This is a genomic window from Brucella pseudogrignonensis, from assembly GCF_032190615.1.
GTDB classification, from domain to species: Bacteria; Pseudomonadota; Alphaproteobacteria; order Rhizobiales; family Rhizobiaceae; genus Brucella; species Brucella pseudogrignonensis_B.
In genome coordinates, this window is record NZ_JAVLAT010000001.1 from 2073807 (window position 1) to 2097975 (window position 24169).

Genomic DNA, 24169 nt, shown 5'->3' on the forward strand with positions numbered 1-24169 from the left:
GCGCATCCCGAAAAGTGAGAATCGGTTTTCCGGATGCGCGTTAAATATCTAAAACAAAGCCCGCGCCGAATTTATGTTCGACGCGGGCTTTGAATTTACAGAGCTGAATTAGCCTGCGTAGTTCAGCTTGAGCTTCGAAAGACCTACAGCCGCGTTAAGACCCTTCTGGCCCTGTAACGAGATCGGCTGAAGCGAAATTGTCTTCCACGAACCGCCAGTCAGAACGTTGGTACCGGCACCAATGCCGATAGCTGCGTTAGCTGATGCGCCGACATAACGGCCCTTCAACGCGCCTTCTGGACGAACGGTTGGAGCCCAAACAGCCCATGCAAGCTGGCCGCCATTTACAAAGCCAACATCAACGCCGAGCTTTGTGATGTTGCCGGTGTAGCGTTCCACTGGCCCTTGACCGCGAACTGGCTTGAACACGCAATCAACATCTTGCTGACTACCGATGATGACACCGATCGCAGGTGAAAGCTCGCAGGACAGTGTGCCGACTTCGGAGCGCGGCTGTGTGCGCGCCGATGAAGGCGAAGCAACATAATCAGCTGCAATGGCAGGAGCAGTCATTGCGATAGCTGAACCAACAGCCATGGCCGACAGGAAGGAAGTCGAAAAACGGAGAGACATGATGTTGTCCTCTAAAAATAAACACATATTGGAAGAGACGCTTATGCGAATCTCAAGGGCTGCCGAAGCAGCTTCCCTTACGAACCTCAATTAGGGCATTTTCGCGAGAATTAAAGTTTTGTTAACAAAAAAATTAGGGTGTGATGAAATTACCGCTTATTTATGCTGATAAGCTAAGCGCTGATAACCATTGCATCTTGTGACAAGCCAGTTTCTGCGTCGCCACTGGCAAATTTGCTGAGCGCAAGTGCGTAAAGCTTATGCTCTGCCTTCAAGACGCGCGCCGCAAGCGCGCTCTCAGTGTCGCCTTCGATAATTGGTACAGCGGCCTGCGCCAGAATAGGGCCTTCGTCCATGCCTTCCGTCACCAGATGCACGGTGCAGCCCGCGAGTTTCATGCCAGCATCAAGCGCACGCTGATGTGTGTGAAGCCCGGCAAAAAGCGGCAGCAGAGAAGGGTGGATATTGAGGATACGGCCCTCATAAGGCGCAATAAACTTAGCTGACAACAGTCGCATATAACCTGCTAGGCAGATAATATCGGGGTTGAGCAGCGCAAGCGCCTCAAGGATTGCATCTTCATGTGCATCCTTGGAGGCATAATCTTTGCGGCTGAAAACCTGTGTTGCGATGCCCGCGGCCTGCGCTTTCGCAAGGCCACCTGCATCGGGCTTATCAGAGAAAACCGAGACGATCTCAGCTGGAAAATCGGGCGCCTGAGCAGCGCGGATCAGCGCCTCCATATTGGAGCCGCCGCCCGAGATGAAAATGACGACCCGTTTGCGGCTCATAGTTTCAGTGTGCCCTGATAAACAACGCCTTCGCCTTCGCGCTTGACCATACGACCCAGCGCGACGACGTTTTCGCCTTCAGCTGCGAGTGCTGCAACGACTTCATCAACCTTGTCTGGCGAGACAACGGCGATCATGCCAATTCCGCAATTGAAAGTGCGCAGCATTTCAAGCGGCTCAACACCGCCGGTCTTGGCAAGCCAGGAGAACACGGCAGGAACGTTGATTGCATTGAGATTGATTTCAGCAGCCAAGCCTTCCGGCAGCACGCGTGGAATATTGTCTGGAAAACCGCCGCCAGTGATATGTGCAAGCGCCTTGATGCCATCTGATGCTTTGATTGCAGCAAGCAGCGGCTTCACATAAATGCGGGTCGGCGTCAGAAGCGCTTCGCCGAGTGTCTCGCCTTCTGCGAACGGCGCATCGGATTTCCAGCCAAGACCAGAAATTTCAACAATGCGACGTACAAGCGAGAAACCGTTAGAGTGAACGCCTGAAGACGAAAGACCAAGAATAACGTCGCCTTCTGCAACATCACCCTGTGGCAGCAAACGATTGCGCTCAGCGGCACCAACAGCAAAACCCGCAAGATCATAATCGCCATCACGATACATGCCCGGCATCTCAGCGGTTTCGCCACCAATCAGCGCGCAACCAGCTTGCAAACAACCTTCCGCAATTCCGGAAACGATGGCTACACCCTGATCAGGTGACAGCTTGCCGGTTGCAAAATAGTCGAGGAAGAAAAGTGGCTCTGCTCCCTGAACGACAAGATCATTCACGCACATGGCGACGAGGTCGATACCGACAGTGTCGTGCTTGTCTGCATCAATAGCAATTTTGAGCTTGGTGCCGACGCCGTCATTCGCAGCAACCAGAACAGGATCGCTAAAGCCTGCGGCTTTCAAATCAAACAGGCCACCAAAACCGCCAATTTCGCCATCAGCGCCGGGACGGCGTGTGGAGCGAACAAGCGGCTTGATCTTGTCGACCATCAGGTTGCCCGCATCAATATCGACACCGGCCTCCGCATAGGTCAGTCCATTTTTTGGGGTGGAGTTATTTTCAACGGTCATGACCTGCTCCTGAAACTGGGAGTGGATATTTAAGGGCGCAATGACATGAGATGGCTTATCCTGCAAGGCCACAGAGCCGGAAAAGCGCAAAACAGCGTAGGAATCTGCGGAAAATTACTGCCGTGAGGATTTATAGTCACCACACCCGTTTGCACTGGAACTTGTCTCTTGCATGTGCATTGCATTGTTTGTGCGTTGGACCGACTATCTTTCTCAGCCATCGTTCAAAAATAGTAATATAGCTATATGATCAAATAGTGCTACCGGCCTGTCTTTGCAGAGAATGGATTAACATGGTCAAGAAACCCGCGGCCCTAAGCGCGAAAACGAGCGATACAGCGAGCAAATCGATACAGCAGTCCAAAGCTGTAGCGCGTGATGGCGATATTCACGTCAATGTCGAAGTTGGTGGTTTCACCGGCTCTAGCGTGCGTCGTCAAGCCATGTTCTGGACTGGAACGCTGATCATTTTCCTGTTGTTTCTGGTCGTTTTCAGCCCGGTTTTGCTCCCTTTCGTGGCTGGTATGGCGCTGGCCTATTTTCTTGATCCTGTCGCAGACAGGCTTGAAAAACTAGGGCTTTCGCGATTAGCCGCAACCATCCTCATTTTGTTGCTGTTCCTGATGATACTCGTCGTTGGTTTGATGATCATCATTCCGATCCTTGCGACGCAGCTTGTGGATTTCATCGCCAAACTGCCGGATTACATCTCTCAGCTTCAGGCACTTATGGCGAATGAAAACTCGCAATGGCTCAAACGCTACATCGGGATTGACAGTTCCACCATCCAGGAAAACCTCAGCGCACTGCTTCAGCAAGGGGCTGGTTTTCTATCCACATTGCTTCAGTCCCTGTGGAATTCGGGGAAATCTCTGATTGATATTGCGGGTCTTTTCATCGTTACGCCGGTGGTCGCGTTCTACATGCTTCTCGACTGGGATCGCATGGTTGATCGCATCGATTCATGGGTGCCGCGCAAGCAGCTTTACACCGTTCGCGGCATCGCGCGTGACATGGACGCAGCGGTTGCCGGCTTCGTTCGAGGGCAGGGTACGTTGTGCCTCATTCTTGGCACTTATTATGCCATTGGCCTGACCTTGACGGGACTTAATTTCGGCCTGCTGATCGGCTTTTTTGCCGGTCTAATCAGCTTTATTCCCTATATTGGTTCCTTCGTCGGACTGGCGCTCGCAATCGGTGTTGCACTGGTGCAGTTCTGGCCGGATTGGATCATGATCGTCGCTGTCGCAGGCGTGTTTTTCCTGGGGCAATTCGTGGAAGGAAATATCCTTCAGCCGAAGCTCGTTGGCTCTTCCGTAGGGCTGCATCCAGTCTGGCTGATGTTTGCTCTGTTCGCCTTCGGTTCTCTGTTTGGTTTCACCGGAATGCTGGTTGCTGTGCCTGCCGCGGCGGCAGTTGGGGTGCTTGTGCGTTTTGCGTTGAATCGCTATCTCCATTCTCCGATGTATGATCCGGTTTATAAGCGCTCTGAACCCGATGAGGGGCTGCTGATTGAAGCTGGCGACAATGCAGGCAAAGAGAAATGAAATTAGAACGTAACCGGGTGAGATTTTCAGGAGAAAGCGATGAGTGACGCACCGCGTCAGATTCCGCTCGCTCTTGAGCATCAGCCCGGTTATCACCGTGAAGACATTATGGTCACGGGGTCAAATCGCGCGGCGGTAGACCTTATTGATCGCTGGCCTAATTGGGTGTCGCCGGTGGTGATTTTGGCTGGTCCGACGGGCGCAGGAAAAACACATCTCGCGGAAGTCTGGCGTGCTGCTACAGGCGCGCTGTTAGCTGATCCAAAATCCATCAGTGAGACAGTGGTACATGGTGCCGCTGAATATCCTGTGCTGATTGATAATGTCGGTGGTGCACGTTTTGATGAAACCGGCCTGTTTCATCTCATTAATAGCGTTCGTCAGAACGCGGCTCTTGGTCCGGGACCATCGCTGCTAATGACATCGCGTCTTTTGCCAGCCAATTGGAAAGTCAAACTTCCAGATCTTGCATCGCGCCTTAAAGCTGCAACGGTTGTTGAGATTGCAGAGCCGGACGATATGTTGCTTGGCGGCGTCATTCACAAGCTTTTCGCTGATCGTCAGATCAGTGTAGAGCCGCATGTGGTGAGTTATCTGGTTAGCCGCATTGAGCGTTCGCTTTTGTCTGCGATCCAGATTGTTGATCGACTTGATCGTGCGGCGATGGAGCAAAAGACCCGTATCACCCGCACGCTTGCTGCACAGGTTTTATCAGAATCTGGTCACGATAAGGCATGAAAGTAGCTGTCACCGGAGCCAGTGGATTCATCGGTGGCGCTGTTGTTCAGCAGTTGATGGGCGAGGGGCATGAGGTTGTCACGCTTTCGCGCCATGATTTGTCTGAACCCAATTTCACGGATGTTGATACCGTTATTCATTGTGCTGCTCTGGCGCATCGAACTGGTGCCGAACGCCCGCAGGCGGATGAATTTGATGCCGTCAACCACCGCCTGACCATTGCGCTCGCAGAGAGAGCGAAGCAATGCGGTGTTCGTCGTTTTATCTTCGTATCGACAATCTACACAATCGCAGGCAATCCATCGCCGCTGATGCCGGATATGCCATTATTACCGCGCGACGATTATGGCCGTGCCAAAGCAAGAGCAGAAGCTACGCTCCTAACTATGACGGACATAGAGGTCGTCATCGCGCGACCTGTGCTTGTGTACGGGCCAGATGCGCGTGCTAACCTTCTAGCGTTGATGAAGCTCTGCGACACAGCTTTGCCGCTGCCATTTGGAGCGGCCAATAATCGGCGCAGCTTTGTGTCGCTTGAGAATGTTGCTCGCGCACTCGCATTTCTTACCACCGCGCAATCAGAGCAGGTCTCAGGTAAAATCTTTCATTTGGCCGAGCCAGAACCGCGTTCAACGCGCGAACTGGTTTCAAAAGTCCGCGAAGCGCTGGGCCGTCCCCCAAGACTGATTTCTGTACCAGCCTTCATGATGAAAACATTGCTGACGCTGGTCGGCAGAAAAACGCTTTATGAACAATTGTTCGGCGACATGGTCGCCGATACGTCGTCATTGACTGCAATTGGGTTCAAATACTTGCCGGGTGACGCGCAAATCGCTGCCATGGCGAAGGCCGCCAGAAAAAATTAGTTCTTCTGACCAACGGCCATTGGTGGCTGAATGCGAGCCTTCTGGGTCAGAACCTGTACGGGTGCTGCTGGTTCTGACTTCTTCGTCACCGAACCTGTCGTCATCATTTGCGCAGTATCTGGTTTGTTGCGGCCACCGCGCAACTCGTCTTCATGCACCCAGCCAATCATATTGGTTGATGGGACGACAACACGATGCCACTTGCCTGTCTTGCCATAGGAGCGCATTTCGCGCCCGCTTTCGACAGTACCGATAGCGGGTGATTTATCCCACGCATTTTTATGAATGGTGAGTTTTGTGCGGGCGTAGATCACAGATGGCGAATGCGCTGGCGTATTTGTGCCGCGCGGCGGCATTGGCAATGCACGAGCAGACGCCGGAGGTGGCGGTGGAGGCGCTACTTTTTGCGTCGGCATTGGTGGCTTTGGAGCTTGGATCGCGGCTTGCTGAACAGGCTTAGACTGAGAAGGCGCAACAGCAACTGCGGGGCGCGGGACAGGTCCAACAGCACCAGCATAATCTTTAGCGGGATTTTTTTTATCGACAGGTTGTCTGGCTTCGGTTTTGGCCGGAGCAGATGGAGTGGCTTTTGGGGCAGGCCGCTGAAAAAGAGCAGTGAAAGCAGCTTGCGGGCTCTTATGCTGTGCCGTGGCCCACAGGCTGAAAGCACCCAGCCCAAGAATGGCGCCAAGTGCCAGAACTGGCGCGGATGAACCTGAATTACCCTTGCCTCTGGTCGAACGCCCGGTAGAGCGTTTTGCAGGGCGGGAACTCCGTTTCCGTGTTGCCATATGTCTTGTCCCCTGTCCGAATCGCTACAGGAAGACACTAATATGTCTTCCTTGGCATTTGGTTACCGGGGGCTAATATCAAACAGAACGCGTTAGGCCACCATCCACGCGCAGGTTCTGGCCAGTGATATAAGCAGCACCTTCTGACGCAAGAAACGCGACAGTTGCGGCGATTTCTTCGCTTTTGCCATAGCGCTGTAAAGGCACGCTGTCGCGGCGTTCTTCAGTTGCGGGCAGGCTGTCGATCCAGCCTGGAAGCACGTTGTTCATCCGGATGTTGTCCGCAGCATAGGTATCTGCAAATACCTTGGTGAACGAAGCAAGGCCAGCACGGAACACGGCTGATGTCGGGAACATCGAGCTTGGCTCAAATGCCCATGCCGACGAGATGTTGATGATTGTACCGGATTTCTGCTTTTGCATGTATGGCACTATGAGACGGCTCGGGCGAACGACATTCAGGAAATAGGTGTCGAGACCTTTGTGCCAGTCTTCATCGGTAATATCGAGAATCGGTGCGCGGGGTCCGTGACCTGCGCTGTTAACGAGCGTATCAATACGCCCCCATTTTTCGACTGTCAGATCGACGAGCTTTTTGACATCATCAACCGACTGATTAGAGCCTGTTACGCCAATGCCACCCAGCTCTTTGGCCAAGGCTTCACCTTTACCTGATGACGAAAGGATAGCAACGGCAAAGCCGTCTGCCGCCAGACGCCGGGCTGAGGCTGCACCCATGCCGCTGCCGCCTGCTGTGATGATTGCTACTTTTTTCTCTGACATTTCCTGATCCTAAGGTGATGAAATTGTTTCAGTATGGAGCAAGTAGCGGAGGCTATTAAAATCCCAAATGAATTTTCTTGAATTTAAGATTTCATGGCGCTGTTCGGCCAATAAAAAAACGCCGCAATCGCGGCGTTTTTGAATGAAAGTGCTAAAGCAGTCTATTCCTGTACGGATGGCTTTTCCGTCGAGAAACTTACGCTCGAAGCAGAAGCGACGCGTTTCTCACTGGCTTCTTTTTGCTGCAACGCATTGCGGACTGCCGCCCACTCATTTTCGTGACGGCGATAAAGTGCATCTGAAGTCTGGATGTCCATTCGATCCTCCATTGGCTTGGCAGGCAAATAACATGGAGTGCGAAGAATCGTTGCATCACAAACCGTAAGCATTTGAAATCTTAATCGGTTTATATGTTTACAACCGATTTAGACTCACAACTTTTCGCAAAATTGCCGCGTCTTTCTCATTCTAAAGGATTAGTTTTCCTGAATGGAAACGCCGCCTTCACCGATTTTCATTTCAATACCGGAAGGCTTGGTTTCCTCCTGATAGGTGTAAACAGCAAAACCCGCCACCACGACGATAAGAGCACCAATAATAAGATAAAGACCGTTGCGATTCACTCTGGAACTCCTGAAATTCTAACGATGCCCTTAAAACGCTTAAGCGAATTGTTGGTTCCTCACGCATGCTGAAATGTTAACAAAGGCCCGTAACAAGCTGTGTGTGAATAAAGATCTGTGTTTTTCCTTTTAGCACTTGCTTTATGTGCGCTGATTATCTAGGGAAGAGCCGCTTACAAAGCATCGGAGTGTAGCGCAGTCTGGTAGCGCATCTGGTTTGGGACCAGAGGGTCGGGAGTTCGAATCTCTCCACTCCGACCATTTTTCAAGAGAATTTATCAAGTAACAATGTCGCATCTCAATGCTGTGACGTGCGCCTTTATCGCGTTGACATGGTATGACGTGTGAACTATTCCGTTGTTAAAATTACTGCCCGTCATCGGGCTTAAGAATATAGATCAAGGTTCTTCAAATGGTTGCGCGTATTTACCGTCCAGCTAAAACAGCGATGCAGTCTGGTAAAGCCAAAACGGATAACTGGCTTCTGGAATATGAACCAGAAAGCGCTCGCAAGGTTGAGCCGCTTATGGGCTACACGTCTTCGGGTGACATGAAGAGCCAGATTCGCCTGTCCTTCGATAGCCGCGAAGATGCGATTGAATATGCTACCCGCAATGGTATCGCTTATCGTGTGATTGAACCGCATGAAGTGAAGCGTCGCAAAGTATCCTATTCGGATAATTTTAGTTTCTATCGTTCACAGCCTTGGACGCATTAACAGCTTTTACCGGCCTTATGCTTTGTGCTATGGCCGGTTTCTGATGGTGAGGTCCCGTAGCTCAGCTGGATAGAGCACCGGCCTTCTAAGCCGTAGGTCACTGGTTCGAATCCAGTCGGGATCGCCATCAAAACAATGACTTAGCGTCATTAATAATCTAAATTTTCAATTCATAATTTTTGACCTCAAAGAGTTCTGTCGAACTGTTTCAAAAAGCGACTGCGCTTTCGCGGACGGCTTTTATCAAAATTACATAATTCAGAATTGAAAAACGCCGCATGATCTGCGGCGTTTTGTTTTTTCAAGTGTTTATTTTCCTCGTGGTCCATTTCCACGATCGCTGGAGTTTGATCTCCATCTTTGACCACGGTCACGATGAGGGCGATCCCAGTTTCCGCGTGGACGGTCCCAATGGCGACCTCGGTTCCAGTTTCGGTTGCGATCCCAGCGGCCCCGATCCCAATGTCGACGGTTGTAGTCGCGGCGATCCCAACGATCGTTTCGATCATTGACAGCTGCGCCAATAGCTAAGCCTGCGATAAGAGGAATACCAATAAGCGCTGCGTCGCGGCTAAAATTATCAGAGGACGCTTTGCTACCACCCTCCCGCATCGCGAGGTAGCGCGAAGAGGCCCAGCCAGACAAGCCGCCATAGCTGACTTGGCACCATCCGTAACCCGAGGTGCAGCCCTGCACGTTAACAGGGGCGCGGCTTGGAATGCTGCCTAGCGAGGCATAGCCCGTTCCGGGACCAGTTCGCACATTCAGACTTGTTGTGACGATTGCGTTTGCTGCTTGAGCAGCGCCTGCGGAGAATACACCCAAGGCTATAAGTGCTGCTTTGAACGTAAGTTTCATCCGGGTTCTCCTGAACAACTTCATTGGTTAATAAACGATGAACAGGGCACGTAAGTTCCGTTGTTTGTAAAATCTATTTGGATTTGCGATGACGAAGAATGACAGCAATAGCGAGCCCAGCGAGGCCGATAGCAATAAAGCCTTGCAATACAAAAACCCAGTTCATCATAGCAGTTTCCTTTGGTGCAAAACGCACCTGAAGTCAGAATGTAATTCGCTGAATGGATATTTAACGCATTTCACGCTCAAGCGAAATGGACAAGTGAAGGTGCCAGACTTCAGGTGTTGGTTTATTCTTCTGGTCCGAAATATTTCACTTTCAAAGCATTCAAAGTTTCATTTTCTTGAAGGCTGATGATCGCCACGGAGGCAGGTTTTACGAGATCGCTCTGGCGTGGAAAAGCGAAGCCATACTTATCAGGGCTGAACGTGTTTCCAACCACCTCAATGGGTTCACTCGGATTTTTATGCGCGTAATATGCTAGCACTGGACTATCACCAACAATCGCTGAAATTTCATCATTTGTGAGCGCGGAAACAGCTTCTGGCAGGTGATCAAAAGTGACTGTAGAAATGGATCGGGATGTAAGCATCTGTTGTGCAATGCTCCCGGTACGCACGCCAACAGTTTTATTTTGAAGGTCTGCGAGGTTAGCGATTTTGTTGGATATATGCGTAACCGTCATTACGCTCGTGACCGATGATGTGACATAGGCGACCACGGCAATGCCGAAGACGAGCCAGAATGCTTGCCATATTCGACCGGCCCAACCGAAGAGATTTTTACGCGAGCTTTTCCCCGACGTCGCAAGTGAAACGACATGATAAAAGCTTTCGGCGAGACCCTCTACCCAACGGCGCGGGAAATGCTCGTCAAATCGCCTGTCAAAAAGAGTAAGAGCGATTGTGGCGATCAAAATAACAATGCCAATCCAAGCATAAGTTGCCAGATGCCCGGCATCCTCAAGCCCGCCGATAAGATCGCCCCACTCGTTCCCCGCCTCGGTATGAATTAGAATACGTAGCCCGGCATCGAACCAGGGATGCGTGAAGTCAACGACTTCCGCACGGCTTTCTGTGATTGTGAGATTGGTTACGGCCGCGTCGACTTGATTTTCAGAAACCGCCTTAACCAGTTCTGTGTAATTTGGATATTCGACAAACTGTGAAACCAATCCAAGACGTGTGCCAATGTCGCGCCAAAGATCAACCGCCATACCGTTATAGGTATCACCTTCTTTGATGACGAAAGGTTCGCTGACATAGACGCCCACTTTGACCTGTCGAAGTGGGGCATCCTGTGCACTTGCTGGGTTCAGTGAAGCGGTCAGGACGAAAAAAGCAAGGATAGCTTTCAGAAAAGAGCTGAAATGATTTCTGATAAAGTGACGAAATTGCACTGTCCCAAGCCGTTTTCTATTGCCGATAGCCTCAAGTATAAATGTTTAAGGGGGCAAGGGAAGCCAATAAAGCACTATCATTGCACGCAAATTATTATTTAATATCAAGTAATATCTAATAGAAACCCATCGCGATCAGTATCGACTGCGATGGGTTCGTTTTATCGTGTCGCAGATGTGGCTCAGATCGCTGCAAAGCCTTTTTCCAGATCGGCAATCAGATCTGGCACATCTTCAAGTCCGATCTGCAAGCGAATAACCGGACCAGGATAATCGTCCTTAGCGACGGTGCGGTCTTTCAGCCCGACCTCATTTGCGAGGCTCTCATATCCGCCCCACGAATAGCCAAGGCCGAAAATTTCAAGCGCATTCAAAAATGCATGAGCTTGCGCCCGTGAACCGGTCTTCAACACGAAAGCGAAGACACCTGATGAGCCTTTGAAATCACGTTTCCAGAGTTCGTGGCCCGGATGGCTCTCAAGGGCAGGGTGCAAAACGCGGTCAACTGCTGGATGGCTTTCGAGCCAATGAGCAACTTCGAGCGCGCTTTTACGATGATGTTCAAGACGTACACCCATCGTGCGCAAACCACGCAGGATTTGATATGCATCATCAGGAGCTGCACAAAGCCCGAGTGTTCCGTGGGTCTCAAGCAGTTGTGGCCAGCATTTTTCATTTGCTGAAATCGTACCGAACAAAATATCTGCATGACCCGAAGGATACTTCGTGGAGGCATGAATGCTGATGTCGACGCCAAAATCCAATGGCTTGAAGTAAAGCGGTGTCGCCCATGTGTTGTCTATCATTACAATGGCGCCAGCTGTGTGCGCCGCTTCGACAATGGCTGGAATATCCTGAATTTCGAAAGTGTTGGAAGCAGGCGATTCTGTGAACACGACTTTGGTGTTGGGGCGCATAAGTGCTGCTATGTTCGCACCGATTTCAGGATCATAATATTCGACTTCAATTCCCATGCGCTTGAGAATTGTATCGGCAAAATGACGCGTTGGATTATAGATTGAATCAACAAACAACGCGTGATCGCCAGGCGACAAAAAGCCAAGGAGTGGAACTGTGACAGCTGCTAGGCCTGATGGCACGCACACAGTTCCTGCTGAACCTTCCAGTGCATCAATAGCTTTGCATAATGCTTCACTGGTCGGCGTTCCGCGCGTACCATAGGTATATTTCTGATTTCCAGTTGCCATGGTCTGGGCGTCGGGAAAAAGAACTGTGGATGCGCGCACAACGGGTGGATTGATGAAGCCGTGATAATCGCGTGGATCATAACCATCCCGCGTCAATCGCGTGTTTATGCCCAGCTTTTCTTTCTTGTCCTGTTTGTTAGTCACGAAATTGCCTCCAGGCCATGTTGCATGCTGATCCATCAAATCTCTTTCAGAGATTTCTGCAAGTTTGCTGATCAAATTTGCAAAAACAGGTTTCGTGTCCGTTCTGATGGATGGTCCTAATGAATTGGATAAGGCCCGTATGTTGCGGATGCAATATGCAGCTTTGTTACAGTGATAATGTAAACCAGAGGAAGTGTAATTCCGGTATGCCTGATTTGAATGAGCGTAAGGCCACAAACACGATTTTCTATCCGGTCCGCGCGGCATTAGAACTCATAAAAGCACTCCTAAAACCGGCATATCCCGGTGCGCCGTCGAGCTGGACAATGGAAATGACAGCGCTCGTGGTGTTGATGCCGTTTGTGCTTCTAGTGCTTCATATTTGGGATGCGCAGATCGTTCGCTCGGCAATGAACAGCGATTTCTTCGTCATGGAAATTCTTCGGGTGATCACCGATTTGATTCGCACCATTGTATGGCTCGGCGTGGCAATGGCTGTCTGGTTGGTAACCGCTTTTCTGCTTTCCCCGTCAATGCGCCTGGTCGTGCACGAGAAGCTTGTTCGCTTTCATAGCTGGGCTACACTGGTCTTGGCCTCTATCGTTGTTGGCAGCTTTCCAACAGAAATCGGCAAATTTGTCATCGGGCGTGCACGTCCGCTGCTGCTGGATGATCTCGGTTCTGCGTATTTCGCGCCTTTTCGCGGTGAACATTCCTATGAAAGCTTTCCGTCAGGACATTCTATGATGGCGGGTATCATGCTCGCATCGCTATGGATTTTCCTCCCGCGCTGGCGTTTTTTAACTGTCCCCGTTTGCTTACTTTTTGTCATCAGCAGGCTCGCAGCAGGGGCTCATTATCCAACAGATGTCGTTGCAGGACTGGCAATTGGCTTTATCGCGACATGGTGGGTTGCTCGCTTTATGGCGACGCGAAATATTATTTTTTCGCTTGAGGGTGACAAGTTGATGCCACGCGTTTGAAATAGCTAAAATTGTAGTTTTTAGCCCGATTGTTAAAACACTAAACTATCGATAATATATTGATATAATTATAGAATTTATAAGAATTAGTTTTGTGGCTAATGCTGTTCATCTTATTGAACAGCATTAGCCGAAAATTGGGAAATCATGTAAAAACGCGCATGTTAGAATAGGTTATTTTTGCCGTTCCGACTTTTTCCTCAACGTTAATCCCTTGACCAAAGCCAAAATTTCGCCTTCGATAGGGTTGTGAAGGCGCCAGATATCGCTGACCTATAAAATATAGAAAGCCGATAACGGCTTCGGGTGAGCGACAGTCTGCGTAATGCGTGGGTTGGGGAGGAGCTAAGCTCTTATTTTTCAACTTATTGCTAAAAATAAAGCAACAGAGACGCTCAGAATATTTCTGGTGATCTCAGGGAACATAAAAGGTTGCAGGCCAGATGAAAAAGACTGTTTTGACAGGGGTATTGGGTGCGGCGGCGTTGTTTTGCGCGGCTTCGGGAGCGTCGGCTGACACGCTTTCTGATGTAAAGAACAAGGGCTTTTTGCAGTGCGGCGTCAACACCGGTTTGTTGGGGTTTGCCGCTCCAAATGACAAAGGCGAATGGTCTGGCTTTGATGTTGACTATTGCCGTGCTGTGGCCTCGGCTATTTTCGGTGATCCGACAAAAGTGAAATTTACGCCTTTGAACGCCAAAGAGCGTTTTACAGCGTTGCAGTCGGGTGAAGTTGATGTCCTGATCCGCAATACGACGTGGACCATTAGCCGCGACACAGCGCTTGGCCTCGACTTCGCTGGTGTCAACTATTTTGATGGCCAAGGCTTCATGATTAATTCGAAGAAGCTGTCAGGTATCAATTCCGCACTCCAATTGTCGGGTGCATCTATCTGTGTTCAAGCCGGTACGACGACTGAGCTTAACATGGCCGACTATTTCCGCTCCAACAAAATGGAGTACAATCCCGTTGTCTTTGAGAAGATCGAAGAAGCCAATGCGGCTTACGACTCCGGTCGTTGTGACGCTTACACGACGGACCAGTCCAGCCTTTACGGGGTTCGTTTGGCGCTTGCCAATCCAGATGATCACGTCATCTTGCCAGAAATCATCTCCAAGGAGCCCTTCGGTCTGACCGTTCGTCAGGGAGACCCTAAATGGGCAGATGTCGTCCGCTGGACCCATAATGCACTGCTTAACGCCGAAGAATACGGGATCACGCAAGCCAATATCGAAGAAATGAAGAAGTCCGACAACCCGGATATCAAGCGTCTTCTTGGTGTGGAAGCGGATACGAAGATCGGCACCGATCTTGGCCTTGACAATGATTGGGTGGTGAAGATCGTCAATGGCGTTGGCAACTACGGCGAGATATTCGAACGGAATATTGGCGCCAGTAGCCCGCTCAAGATTGCACGTGGTATCAACGCCCAGTGGAACAAGGGTGGTCTACAATACGGCATTCCTGTGCGTTAACGGGTCTTGCTGCTCAGACTGATTTTCGGCGGGTGCAGCAGCACTCGCCGGATTTGTCGGCTCTTGGATTGGTCACTGATCTTCTGCATTACCAGAAACCTTTGTATGCGGAAGTCATACCAATCGCTCGTATCGGATAGTTTAATGAACGCTCTGTCTCGGACGGTCAGAGCCTCAATCTTCGGTAATCTCTGCGACGGCTCTAAAATGGTTTTCCGATTGGGGCGGGATCGTTAGCTATTTTAAAGCAAGAACAGTGGCCGAGAGAAAACAGGGAACATATGGCTTCCTATTCTTCAACTGACAAACGCCGAAACGACAATGGCACATCACTCCTTTATGACCCGCGAGTGCGCGGCGTTTTTTATCAGGTCGTGGTGTTTGTCGTCGTTATCGGTTCGATCTATTGGATCGTAGGAAATACGATCACAAATCTTCAGCGCGCGAATATTGCTTCCGGTTTTGGCTTTTTAAATGGGCGTGCAGGCTTTGATATCAGCCAGACGCTCATTCCCTATAATAGCGATTCCACCTATGGCCGCGCTCTTCTGGTTGGCTTGCTCAACACGCTTTATGTTGCGAGTTTGGGTGTAATTCTGGCGTCAATTATCGGTTTTCTGGTTGGCATTGGAAGACTTTCGCGCAACTGGCTGATTCGTAAAATCTGCACGGTTTACGTTGAAGTATTTCGCAATATTCCGCCGCTGCTCGTTATCTTCTTTTGGTATTTTGGCGTTCTTTCGGTTTTACCACAGGCGCGAGATAGTCTCTCCTTGCCACTTGGGACCTATCTCAACAATCGTGGGTTCTTCATGCCGTCGCCTATTTGGGGCGAGGGCGCATGGTTGCTACCTGTTGCTTTGGTCCTCGGGATTGTTGCCTCGTTTTTTGTAGCGCGCTGGGCTAAGCGTCGGCAAATTATGACAGGCCAGCCGTTCCATACGGTACGTGTGGCTGCTGCCCTGATCATAGGCTTACCCATACTGGCTTTGATCGTAACAGGATTTCCGGTCTCGTTTGATCTGCCAAAGCTGGGAACGTTCAATCTGACGGGGGGGACGCAGGTTAAGCCGGAATTTCTGGCGCTATTGTTGGCTTTGTCGTTTTATACTGCCTCATTTATTGCGGAAACCGTTCGGGCAGGTGTTCTGGGTGTAAATAAAGGCCAGACAGAAGCGGCCTATGCTGTTGGTTTGCGGCCCGGTCAAACGATGCGCCTGATCGTGGTGCCACAGGCTCTGCGCATTATCATTCCACCGCTTTCGAGCCAATATCTCAATCTGATCAAGAATTCATCGCTGGCCATTGCAATTGGTTATCCTGATCTGGTTGCAGTTGGTGGTACGATCCTTAACCAGACGGGCCAAGCCGTTGAAGTCGTTGCTATTTGGATGGTGATCTATCTCAGCATCAGCCTGATCGTTTCCGGCCTGATGAACTGGTTTAATGCGAAAATGGCATTGGTGGAGAGATGAGCATGGAAAACACAAATCTCCATTATGTCCGAACACAAATGGTCGAGGGGGAAAAACCGCCAAGTTCAGTGCAGGGCTTTTCGCATTGGCTGCGCGTCAATCTTTTTGCCACACCTACAGATGCAGCACTGACGATTTTTGGTCTGGCGATTGTTGCGTGGTTTTTGCCACCAATGATCCAGTGGCTGTTTATCAATGCTGCATGGACGGGTACTGATCGTACAGCTTGCCTAACCGTCGTGCAGGGTGGGGTTCAGCCTGAGGGCTGGTCAGGTGCTTGTTGGGCGTTTGTAAATGCGAAGTATCAGCAGTTCATTTATGGGCGCTATCCGTTTGAAGAGCGCTGGCGCGTTGATCTGACTGCGGCATTGTTCGTGATTTTGCTTGTTCCTCTGCTGATTCCGAAAATTCCGCACAAGATCATCAACGCCATTCTGTTCTTCTTTGCGTTTCCGGTTATCGCATACTTCTTGTTGGTTGGCGGTTCTTTCGGCCTGCGTTATGTTGAAACATCCCTTTGGGGAGGGCTGCTGGTAACACTGGTCTTGTCATTTGTCGGTATTGCGGTTTCCCTGCCTTTGGGGGTTGTTTTGGCCTTGGGGCGGCGATCCAAGCTGCCTGTGATCAAGACGATGTCGATCATCTTCATCGAAACGGTACGTGGTGTTCCGCTGGTTACGGTCCTGTTCATGGCCAGCGTTATGCTGCCGCTTTTCCTTCCACCGGGCGTCACTTTCGATAAGTTGCTGCGCGCATTAATCGGTGTGGCATTATTTGCGTCAGCTTATATGGCAGAAGTTGTTCGCGGCGGGTTGCAAGCTATTCCACGCGGGCAATATGAGGGTGCCGATGCACTAGGTCTGGGCTACTGGCAGAAGACCAACCTCATTATCCTGCCACAAGCGTTAAAGCTGGTTATACCCGGCATCGTGAACACATTTATTGGTCTGTTTAAAGACACCAGCCTTGTTTATATCATCGGTATGTTTGACCTTCTGGGCATTGTCCGACAGAACTTTTCTGATGCAAACTGGACGTCTCCACAGACACCTGCAACTGGATTGGTCTTTGCGGGCTTCGTTTTCTGGATTTTCTGTTTCGCCATGTCGCGATACTCTATATTCATGGAACGACGGCTCGACACGGGTCACAAACGATAAGAATAAAGGGAATAATTTAAATGAGTGCACAAAGCGCCCTCCCGCAATCTGAGCCTGGTGTCGACATCGACCGTTCAAAACTGGAAGTCTCGAAGACCGAAGTGGCTATCGAGATCAAGAACATGCACAAGTGGTATGGCGAGTTCCACGTGCTGCGTGATATTAATCTGAAAGTCATGCGTGGCGAACGCATCGTCGTTGCTGGCCCTTCAGGCTCCGGCAAATCAACGATGATCCGTTGCGTCAACCGTCTGGAAGAACACCAGAAAGGGCAAATCATCGTTGATGGCATTGAGCTCACCAATGATTTGAAGAAGATTGATGAAGTGCGTCGCGAAGTCGGGATGGTGTTTCAGCACTTCAACCTCTTCCCGCATCTGACCATTCTGGAGAATTGCACGCTGGCCCCTATCTGGGTGCGTAAAATGCCAAAGAAGCAGGCCGAAGAAGTGGCCATGCATTATCTGAAGCGCGTGAAAATTCCGGAACAGGCCAATAAATATCCGGGCCAGCTTTCCGGTGGCCAGCAGCAGCGTGTGGCAATTGCCCGTGCGCTGTGCATGAACCCGAAAGTGATGTTGTTTGACGAGCCGACTTCAGCACTTGACCCGGAAATGGTCAAGGAAGTGCTTGATACCATGGTCAGCCTTGCTGATGAAGGCATGACCATGATCTGCGTGACGCATGAAATGGGCTTTGCGCGTCAGGTTGCAAACCGCGTCATTTTCATGGATCAGGGCCAGATTGTTGAACAGAATTCACCGGCTGAGTTCTTCGACAACCCACAACACGAGCGAACCAAGTTATTCCTCAGTCAGATTCTGCACTAAGCAATGTGATCGCTTTATTAAGAACACCCGCCGCTAATAACGGCGGGTGTTTCCTATTTTTTGTCCGACTTTTCGCAAGGCTGAACGCGGTTGCCGAACATTTCAAAGTTGCAAGAGGTTTACGGTTCTTAAGGAGGAGGCTAGCGTGACACAATGTCATTGGTCTGAAAATTTACCATCGGAGGCTCGACGCGAATTTTATGACTTTTACAGCAAAGAATGGTGGACCGCAGCGCGATCATTTGAAGATGTCGTACATATGTTGGACCACTGCGACCTGACGCTTTTTTGTTATGATGCAGAGGGAAGCATAATCGGCTTTGCACGCGTATTAAGCGACTTCACCTTCAAGGCGATGATCTTTGATGTGATCGTCGCAGAAAAAACGCGCGGTCATGGACTTGGAAAAACAATTATTCAACGCATATTATCGCATGAAAAGTTGCGACGTGTGAAAAGTTTTGAGCTTTATTGCCCCGAAAGACTGGTGCCTTTTTATGAGAAACTAGGTTTTGTAAAAGGAACGTCTTCGTTGCTTTTTAATCAACCACGCACAGCCTGAATGGCATCATAACCATAAAGCCAGTCCAGATCTTTCAGAAAGCTATCTGGGCTGCGCATGGTGAAAAGCATATTTCGACCGAGCGCTAAAACACCCGTTGCATGATATGCAAAGCGGTTCATCTGTCCGCGTTTGGCGACTGCTGCAATCCGCTCTTTTCGTACAGAATCAAACCGCTTCAACGCTGATTGTTGATCCTCGTTATCCAATGCTTCTGCGAGAGCAGCAGCATCCTCGATGGCCATTGCAGCACCTTGGGCTGCAAAGGGCGTGACGGCATGAGAGGCATCCCCAAGAAAAATCGTTCTATCACGGCCAACAAATTGTGCATCGCCCATTTCAAACAGCGGCCAAAAAGTCCATTCATCTTCAACGTTCAAAACATCACGAACGGGCTTACTCCAGTTTTCATAGATGGATTGCAGCCGTGAACGCTCACCAGCCTTCGACCAAACCTCACCCGGATTTTCACCCGTCGTAATGGCAACAAAGTTGAAGAACTCTCCGCCCTTTACCGGATAAGCAATGAAATGCGCTTTCTGTCCAAGCCAGGCAGAAACGGACTTTTTTTCCGGTACGGCGCCGCTGAAACTTGAGGGTAGGGCATCCGCTGCAAGTGTTGTACGCCATGCGATATGACCGCTGAAACGTGCTTTATCATATCCGGCCGTGGCGCGCTGCGCAGACCAAACACCATCGCAAGCAACCAGATAGGCCGCTGCAATATCTTCACCTGCTCCACCACGTCTGAGCGTTGCGGTGAGGCCGTTTTGATCTGCTTTATGGCCAATAATCTCAGCATCGAGATTAATCTCGATATTTGGATTCTCAAGGCAGGCATCTAACAGCGCTGTTTGCAAATCAGCACGATGGCAAACGATATAAGGATGACGCCAACGTTTGAATGCCTTGTCGCCGAGTTGCATGGTGAGCAGTGGGCGAGCCTTACGCCCATCTATGAGATAGAGTGCTTCTGGCGTAACGGCTCGTGAGGAAAGGCGGTTTGCAACGCCGAGGCGTTCAAGGTGGCGCATCGCATTCGGTGCCAGCTGCAAACCTGCGCCAACTTCCGACAGGGATTTTGCTTTTTCAACCAGCTGAACAGTCCATCCGCGCGCTGCACATTCAAGCGCGGCACTCAGACCGGCAACACCGGCCCCTGAAATCAATATGCGTCCCTTGACCAAGCTGCTCATAATATCAGCGGCACGAATGCCGTCATTTATGTTTAGGCAGCTTTATCCGCAGGCGCATCATAGACGCAGCCGGCAGGTAGAGTTTCATCAGCGTGAAGCTGTGGGTTGTAGCGATAGAGCGTCGAGCAATAAGGGCAGACAGATTCGCTTTCATGTCCCATGTCGAGGAAAACATGCGGATGATCGAAAGGCGGATTGGCGCCGACGCACATGAATTCCTTTACGCCGATTTCGATGGAGTTATGTCCAGCGTCGTTCTGGAAGTGCGGGATGATGTGATCGGACATGATATGCTCCGGAGCTTGTGGGTCGCGGCATCAAATTTTAGAAAGCTATTTTTCAAGCATTTACCGCGTACGACTTGTTTCTGGAAGCGTTTTCATCAATTCTGGAGACAATTCAAGCGGTTTGCTATCAAACTGTCATATGACAGACATAGGCTTATGGTCGCACCGGGATTTTCCGGTGAAAGCCGGGACAGGAAAAATGAACGAAAACAGCATTATGGCACCACATACGACTGATCTGACCATTCAGCCAGCCAATGATCTTTCAACGGACAAGAATCTTGGAAAAGATCAGAATGCTCACGAAGCTTTGATTGATGATAGGATTTCTGAACTGATGCAAAGCCCGGAACGCTTTGTCAATCGTGAGTTTTCGTGGCTGCAGTTCAACCGTCGTGTTCTGGAAGAAGCTGGCAATACACGCCAGCCGTTGCTTGAGCGTCTGCGCTTCCTGTCAATTTCTGCAGCCAATCTCGATGAATTCTTCATGGTGCGTATTGCGGGTCTGGCGGCACAGGTGCGTGCAGGTGTTGCCATGCGCAGCGCCGATGGTCGCACTCCACAGGAACAGCTAGATTTTGTTCTCGAAGAAGTCAGCCGCCTTCAGGAAGGTCAGCAGGACCGTCTGCGTATACTTCGCGAAGAGCTTGAAAAAGAAAATATCGAGATCGTTCGACCGGCAGCTTTGTCTAAAGATGAAAAAGACTGGCTGGAAAACCACTTCCTTGAAACCATTTTCCCTGTTCTGACGCCGCTTTCGATCGATCCTGCGCATCCGTTCCCATTTATTCCCAATCTTGGGTTCTCTATGGCGCTGCAATTGGCACGTCGTCTCGATAGTCATCCGATGACGGCACTGTTGCGCATTCCTGTTGCTCTGAAGCGTTTCATCCAGCTGCCGAATGAACAAACGAATGCATTCCGCTTCATCACAATTGAAGATGCGGTGAGCTTGTTTATCGGTCGTCTGTTCCCGGGTTATGAAGTGCGCGGCGCAGGCACATTCCGCATCATTCGCGACAGCGATATTGAAGTGGAAGAAGAAGCCGAAGATCTCGTCCGTCTGTTTGAGACCGCATTGAAGCGCCGCCGTCGCGGTCAGGTGATCCGTATCGAGTTTGATGCAGAAATCCCGGAAGCCTTGCGCGTGTTCGTCGCAACGGAACTCGGCGTTTCCGAAAATCGTATCAGTGTTCTGGAAGGCCTTCTGGCGCTGAACATGATTTCGGAAGTTGTTTCGATTCCGCGGGATGATCTGAAATTCGTGTCTTACAATCCACGTTTCCCGGAGCGTATCCGCGAGCATGGGGGCGATTGCTTTGCAGCGATTCGCGAAAAGGACATCGTTGTTCACCATCCTTATGAATCATTTGACGTTGTGGTGCAGTTCCTGCGCCAGGCGGCCGCTGATCCTGATGTGTTGGCGATCAAGCAGACGCTTTATCGGACTTCTAATGACAGCCCGATTGTTCGTGCGCTGGTCGATGCTGCCGAAGCTGGCAAGTCAGTCACTGCGCTGGTCGAGCTGAAGGCGCGTTTTGATGAAGAGGCCAATATTCGGTGGGCGCGTGATCTGGAGCGTGCAGGTGTTCAGGTTGTCTTCGGCTTTATCGAACTGAAGACGCATGCGAAGATGTCGCTGGTTGTGCGCCGCGAAGATCAGAAGCTGCGCACTTATGTCCATTTGGGCACGGGAAATTACCACCCGATCACGGCGCGCATTTATACTGACTTGTCGTTCTTTACGTCAGACGCCGACATTGCGCGCGATGTGGCACATATCTTCAATTTCATCACAGGCTATGCGCAGCCAGCCGAGGAAATGAAGATCGCTATTTCTCCGCTGACGCTGCGTGCGCGAATCCTCAAGCACATTGAAGATGAGATCAGCAATGCGAAAGCTGGTAAGCCTGCTGCCATCTGGATGAAGATGAACTCGCTGGTTGATCCACAGATTATTGATGCGCTGTATAAAGCCAGTCAGGCGGGCGTTGATGTGGAACTGATTGTGCGTGGTATTTGTTGTCTACGTCCGGGTGTGCCGGGTCTCTCGGATAACATTCGTGCGAAGTCAATTGTCGGGCGTTTTCTCGAGCATAGCCGCGTCTTCTGCTTCGGAAATGGGTATGATCTGCCGTCTGACAAGGCAATTGTCTATATCGGTTCAGCCGACATGATGCCTCGCAATCTTGACCGGCGTGTCGAGACTTTGGTGCCAGTAACGAATGCAACTGTACACCAGCAGATTCTTTCGCAAATTATGTTTGCCAACATAATTGATAACCAACAGAGCTATCAGCTACTTGCGGATGGCACCTCTCGCCGGATAGAAAAAGCGGACGGAGAAGAAGCCTTCAACGCGCAGGAATATTTCATGACAAATCCAAGCTTGTCTGGTCGCGGAAAGTCACCGAAATCATCTGCCCCACGCCTGACTGCACATCGCAGACGTGCACAGGCGGAAAGAAAAACGACTTCATGAGTCCAGCAATAGCACAAGGCCGATTGAAGGGCCTCAAGCCCGTCGCGGTTATCGATATCGGATCAAACTCGATCCGTGTCGTTGTTTATGAAGGCATTGTCCGCTCGCCGACAGTGCTTTTCAATGAAAAGCTTCTCTGCGGTCTTGGCAAAGGATTGGCCAAGACTGGAAAGCTCAATGAGAAATCCGTTGATATTGCTCTTCGCGCATTGAAGCGTTTTCGCGTGCTGGCTGAACAAGCCGGCGCGATTTCCATCCATGCGCTGGCAACAGCGGCTGCACGCGAAGCCAAGAATGGCCCTGATTTTATTTCTCAGGCCGAGGCTATTCTTGGACGGCACATTGAAGTTCTGTCCGGCAAGGAAGAAGCCTATTATTCGGCACTTGGCATCATTTCGGGTTTCTATAAGCCGCAAGGCGTGGCTGGCGATCTCGGTGGCGGCAGTCTCGAACTGGTCGATGTGAATGACCACGATGTGGGTGAGGGACTCACGTTACCTCTGGGCGGTCTGCGTTTGCAGGACATGTCAAACGAGCAGCTTCCAGAAGCAGCGAAAATCACCCGTACTGAGCTTGCTCGTGCGACGCTTCTTGAAAAGCATCAGGGGCAGGTGTTTTATGCTGTCGGCGGCACATGGCGAAATCTCGCCAAGCTGCACATGACGGCAAAACACTATCCGCTGCATGTCATGCATGGCTATGAGATGGATCCGGTGGAAGCGAAAAGCTTCCTCACGCGTGTCGCCAAAGGAAACATTGATACAATGCGCGGCATTGAAGCGGTTTCCAAAAACCGTCGTCAGCTGCTTGCCTATGGCGCGACAGTTCTTCTCGAAACCATTCGCCGAATGAAGCCATCAAAGATTGTCTTCTCAGCGCTTGGTGTTCGTGAAGGCTATCTTTATTCACTGCTGCCCAAGAACGAACAGCGACTTGATCCGCTTCTGGCTTCGGCAGAAGAGCTTGCAATCCTGCGTTCGCGTTCGCCGCGTCATGCGCGAGAATTGGCAACATGGACCACGTTATCGTTGCCGGTGCTTGGGTTTGATGAAACTGAAGACGAGGGACGTTATAGGCAGGCTGCGTGTCTGGTGGCTGACATCAGCTGGCGGGCCCATCCCGACTATCGCGGTTCTCAGGCGCTGAATATCATCGCGCATGGCTCTTTTGGCGGCATTGATCATCCCGGTCGCTCTTTCATGGCTTTGGCGAATTATTATCGCCATGAAGGACTGGTTGAAGACGAGATTGCGCCTGAAATTTTGAAGCTCGCCACGCCGCGTTTGCGCGAACGCGCAAGACTATTGGGTGCGTTGTTGCGGGTAGTCTATCTGCTCTCCGCTTCAATGCCGGGGGTAATTCCGCGCCTTTATTGGCGTGAGGAAGAGAATGGAATCGCGCTGGTCGTGCCGGGTGATATTGCTGATTTGATTTCGGATCGCCCGGAAGGTCGCTTGCAGCAGCTCTCAAAGCTGGCAGGTAAGAACCTTTTCTTTGCCGTTGGTGACAGTGCGATTGAAGCAAACGAGCATCATTAAACCTG

Annotated in this window: 24 protein-coding genes and 2 tRNA genes; 14 read left to right on the top strand and 12 right to left on the bottom strand. The window is 50.6% G+C overall.

The window, feature by feature from the left end:
* Nucleotides 1–108 precede the first annotated feature (108 nt).
* From RI570_RS10040 to purM, 3 genes are all read right to left on the bottom strand, one after another.
* Nucleotides 109–633: a DUF992 domain-containing protein gene (locus RI570_RS10040; RefSeq protein ID WP_313828284.1), complete on the bottom strand. Its 525-nt coding sequence runs from the start codon at nucleotides 631–633 to the stop codon at nucleotides 109–111.
* Between the two features lie 173 nt (nucleotides 634–806).
* Nucleotides 807–1424: a phosphoribosylglycinamide formyltransferase gene (purN, locus tag RI570_RS10045; RefSeq protein ID WP_313828285.1), complete on the bottom strand. Its 618-nt coding sequence runs from the start codon at nucleotides 1422–1424 to the stop codon at nucleotides 807–809.
* Complete coding sequence (purM, locus tag RI570_RS10050; protein WP_313828286.1) at nucleotides 1421–2500, bottom strand: phosphoribosylformylglycinamidine cyclo-ligase; 1080 nt, start codon at nucleotides 2498–2500, stop codon at nucleotides 1421–1423. Before purM ends, purN begins: the two co-directional genes overlap by 4 nt.
* A 293-nt stretch (nucleotides 2501–2793) precedes the next feature.
* On the opposite strand from purM, the gene RI570_RS10055 reads away from it, so the two are divergent.
* Genes RI570_RS10055 through RI570_RS10065 form a run of 3 tightly spaced genes read left to right on the top strand, consistent with a single transcriptional unit; the run spans nucleotide 2794 to nucleotide 5651 of the window.
* Nucleotides 2794–4047 (top strand): AI-2E family transporter, encoded by a 1254-nt coding sequence (locus tag RI570_RS10055; RefSeq protein WP_313828287.1) that lies wholly within the window; start codon nucleotides 2794–2796, stop codon nucleotides 4045–4047.
* 39 nt (nucleotides 4048–4086) lie between these two features.
* Complete coding sequence (hdaA, locus tag RI570_RS10060) at nucleotides 4087–4785, top strand: DnaA regulatory inactivator HdaA (RefSeq protein ID WP_313828288.1); 699 nt, start codon at nucleotides 4087–4089, stop codon at nucleotides 4783–4785.
* A complete protein-coding gene (locus RI570_RS10065; protein ID WP_313828289.1) occupies nucleotides 4782–5651 on the top strand; it encodes an NAD-dependent epimerase/dehydratase family protein in 870 nt (289 codons plus the stop codon). The genes hdaA and RI570_RS10065 overlap by 4 nt, the downstream gene beginning before the upstream one ends.
* On the opposite strand, the gene RI570_RS10070 is transcribed toward RI570_RS10065, so the two are convergent.
* The 4 genes from RI570_RS10070 to RI570_RS10085 all read right to left on the bottom strand — a co-directional run bounded on the left by RI570_RS10070 (nucleotide 5648) and on the right by RI570_RS10085 (nucleotide 7848).
* Entirely contained in the window at nucleotides 5648–6442 is a 795-nt protein-coding gene (locus tag RI570_RS10070) for a hypothetical protein (protein ID WP_313828290.1), read from the bottom strand. The two genes, RI570_RS10065 and RI570_RS10070, sit on opposite strands and share 4 nt — an antisense overlap.
* A 78-nt stretch (nucleotides 6443–6520) precedes the next feature.
* Nucleotides 6521–7225: an SDR family oxidoreductase gene (locus tag RI570_RS10075; RefSeq protein WP_313828291.1), complete on the bottom strand. Its 705-nt coding sequence runs from the start codon at nucleotides 7223–7225 to the stop codon at nucleotides 6521–6523.
* Nucleotides 7226–7386: 161 nt separating this feature from the next.
* Nucleotides 7387–7542, bottom strand: a complete 156-nt coding sequence (locus tag RI570_RS10080; protein ID WP_313828292.1) for a hypothetical protein — start codon at nucleotides 7540–7542, stop codon at nucleotides 7387–7389.
* Between the two features lie 159 nt (nucleotides 7543–7701).
* Nucleotides 7702–7848, bottom strand: a complete 147-nt coding sequence (locus RI570_RS10085) for a hypothetical protein (RefSeq protein ID WP_250039559.1) — start codon at nucleotides 7846–7848, stop codon at nucleotides 7702–7704.
* Nucleotides 7849–8032: 184 nt separating this feature from the next.
* Here RI570_RS10085 and RI570_RS10090 point away from each other — a divergent pair.
* The 3 genes from RI570_RS10090 (at nucleotide 8033) to RI570_RS10100 (ending at nucleotide 8693) form a co-directional block, all read left to right on the top strand.
* Nucleotides 8033–8109: transfer RNA gene (locus tag RI570_RS10090), tRNA-Pro, on the top strand.
* A 151-nt stretch (nucleotides 8110–8260) separates the two neighbouring features.
* Nucleotides 8261–8566 carry an ETC complex I subunit gene (locus RI570_RS10095; RefSeq protein WP_313828293.1) on the top strand — a complete coding sequence of 102 codons (306 nt, stop codon included), beginning with the start codon at nucleotides 8261–8263 and terminating at the stop codon, nucleotides 8564–8566.
* A 50-nt stretch (nucleotides 8567–8616) separates the two neighbouring features.
* Nucleotides 8617–8693: transfer RNA gene (locus RI570_RS10100), tRNA-Arg, on the top strand.
* Nucleotides 8694–8875: 182 nt separating this feature from the next.
* On the opposite strand, the gene RI570_RS10105 is transcribed toward RI570_RS10100, so the two are convergent.
* The 3 genes from RI570_RS10105 to RI570_RS10115 all read right to left on the bottom strand — a co-directional run bounded on the left by RI570_RS10105 (nucleotide 8876) and on the right by RI570_RS10115 (nucleotide 12212).
* A complete protein-coding gene (locus RI570_RS10105; RefSeq protein ID WP_313828294.1) occupies nucleotides 8876–9424 on the bottom strand; it encodes an SH3 domain-containing protein in 549 nt (182 codons plus the stop codon).
* 290 nt (nucleotides 9425–9714) lie between these two features.
* On the bottom strand, nucleotides 9715–10824 hold the full coding sequence (locus RI570_RS10110; RefSeq protein WP_313828295.1) for a transporter substrate-binding domain-containing protein: 1110 nt from the start codon (nucleotides 10822–10824) through the stop codon (nucleotides 9715–9717).
* A gap of 182 nt (nucleotides 10825–11006) precedes the next feature.
* Nucleotides 11007–12212: a cystathionine beta-lyase gene (locus RI570_RS10115; protein WP_409558635.1), complete on the bottom strand. Its 1206-nt coding sequence runs from the start codon at nucleotides 12210–12212 to the stop codon at nucleotides 11007–11009.
* A 170-nt stretch (nucleotides 12213–12382) separates the two neighbouring features.
* Between RI570_RS10115 and lpxE the strand changes: the two genes are divergently transcribed.
* From lpxE to RI570_RS10145, 6 genes are all read left to right on the top strand, one after another.
* Nucleotides 12383–13159 (top strand): lipid A 1-phosphatase LpxE, encoded by a 777-nt coding sequence (lpxE, locus tag RI570_RS10120; protein WP_313828297.1) that lies wholly within the window; start codon nucleotides 12383–12385, stop codon nucleotides 13157–13159.
* Nucleotides 13160–13602: 443 nt separating this feature from the next.
* A complete protein-coding gene (locus RI570_RS10125; RefSeq protein ID WP_313828298.1) occupies nucleotides 13603–14634 on the top strand; it encodes an amino acid ABC transporter substrate-binding protein in 1032 nt (343 codons plus the stop codon).
* Between the two features lie 281 nt (nucleotides 14635–14915).
* A complete protein-coding gene (locus RI570_RS10130; protein ID WP_313828299.1) occupies nucleotides 14916–16109 on the top strand; it encodes an amino acid ABC transporter permease in 1194 nt (397 codons plus the stop codon).
* A 2-nt stretch (nucleotides 16110–16111) separates the two neighbouring features.
* A complete protein-coding gene (locus RI570_RS10135; RefSeq protein ID WP_313828300.1) occupies nucleotides 16112–17269 on the top strand; it encodes an amino acid ABC transporter permease in 1158 nt (385 codons plus the stop codon).
* Nucleotides 17270–17289: 20 nt separating this feature from the next.
* Nucleotides 17290–18099, top strand: coding sequence for an amino acid ABC transporter ATP-binding protein (locus RI570_RS10140; RefSeq protein WP_313828301.1), 810 nt, complete (start codon nucleotides 17290–17292; stop codon nucleotides 18097–18099).
* 145 nt (nucleotides 18100–18244) lie between these two features.
* On the top strand, nucleotides 18245–18661 hold the full coding sequence (locus RI570_RS10145) for a GNAT family N-acetyltransferase (RefSeq protein WP_313828302.1): 417 nt from the start codon (nucleotides 18245–18247) through the stop codon (nucleotides 18659–18661).
* On the opposite strand, the gene RI570_RS10150 is transcribed toward RI570_RS10145, so the two are convergent.
* Nucleotides 18643–19848, bottom strand: coding sequence for an FAD-binding protein (locus RI570_RS10150; protein WP_313828625.1), 1206 nt, complete (start codon nucleotides 19846–19848; stop codon nucleotides 18643–18645). The genes RI570_RS10145 and RI570_RS10150 overlap by 19 nt on opposite strands.
* A 41-nt stretch (nucleotides 19849–19889) precedes the next feature.
* Nucleotides 19890–20144, bottom strand: coding sequence for a zinc-finger domain-containing protein (locus RI570_RS10155; RefSeq protein ID WP_313828303.1), 255 nt, complete (start codon nucleotides 20142–20144; stop codon nucleotides 19890–19892).
* A 217-nt stretch (nucleotides 20145–20361) separates the two neighbouring features.
* Between RI570_RS10155 and RI570_RS10160 the strand changes: the two genes are divergently transcribed.
* The gene (locus RI570_RS10160) at nucleotides 20362–22626 is read left to right on the top strand and encodes an RNA degradosome polyphosphate kinase (protein ID WP_409558657.1); all 2265 of its coding nucleotides are present in this window, start codon (nucleotides 20362–20364) and stop codon (nucleotides 22624–22626) included.
* The gene (gene ppx, locus RI570_RS10165) at nucleotides 22623–24164 is read left to right on the top strand and encodes an exopolyphosphatase (RefSeq protein WP_313828305.1); all 1542 of its coding nucleotides are present in this window, start codon (nucleotides 22623–22625) and stop codon (nucleotides 24162–24164) included. The genes RI570_RS10160 and ppx overlap by 4 nt, the downstream gene beginning before the upstream one ends.
* The last annotated feature ends 5 nt before the right edge of the window (nucleotides 24165–24169 follow it).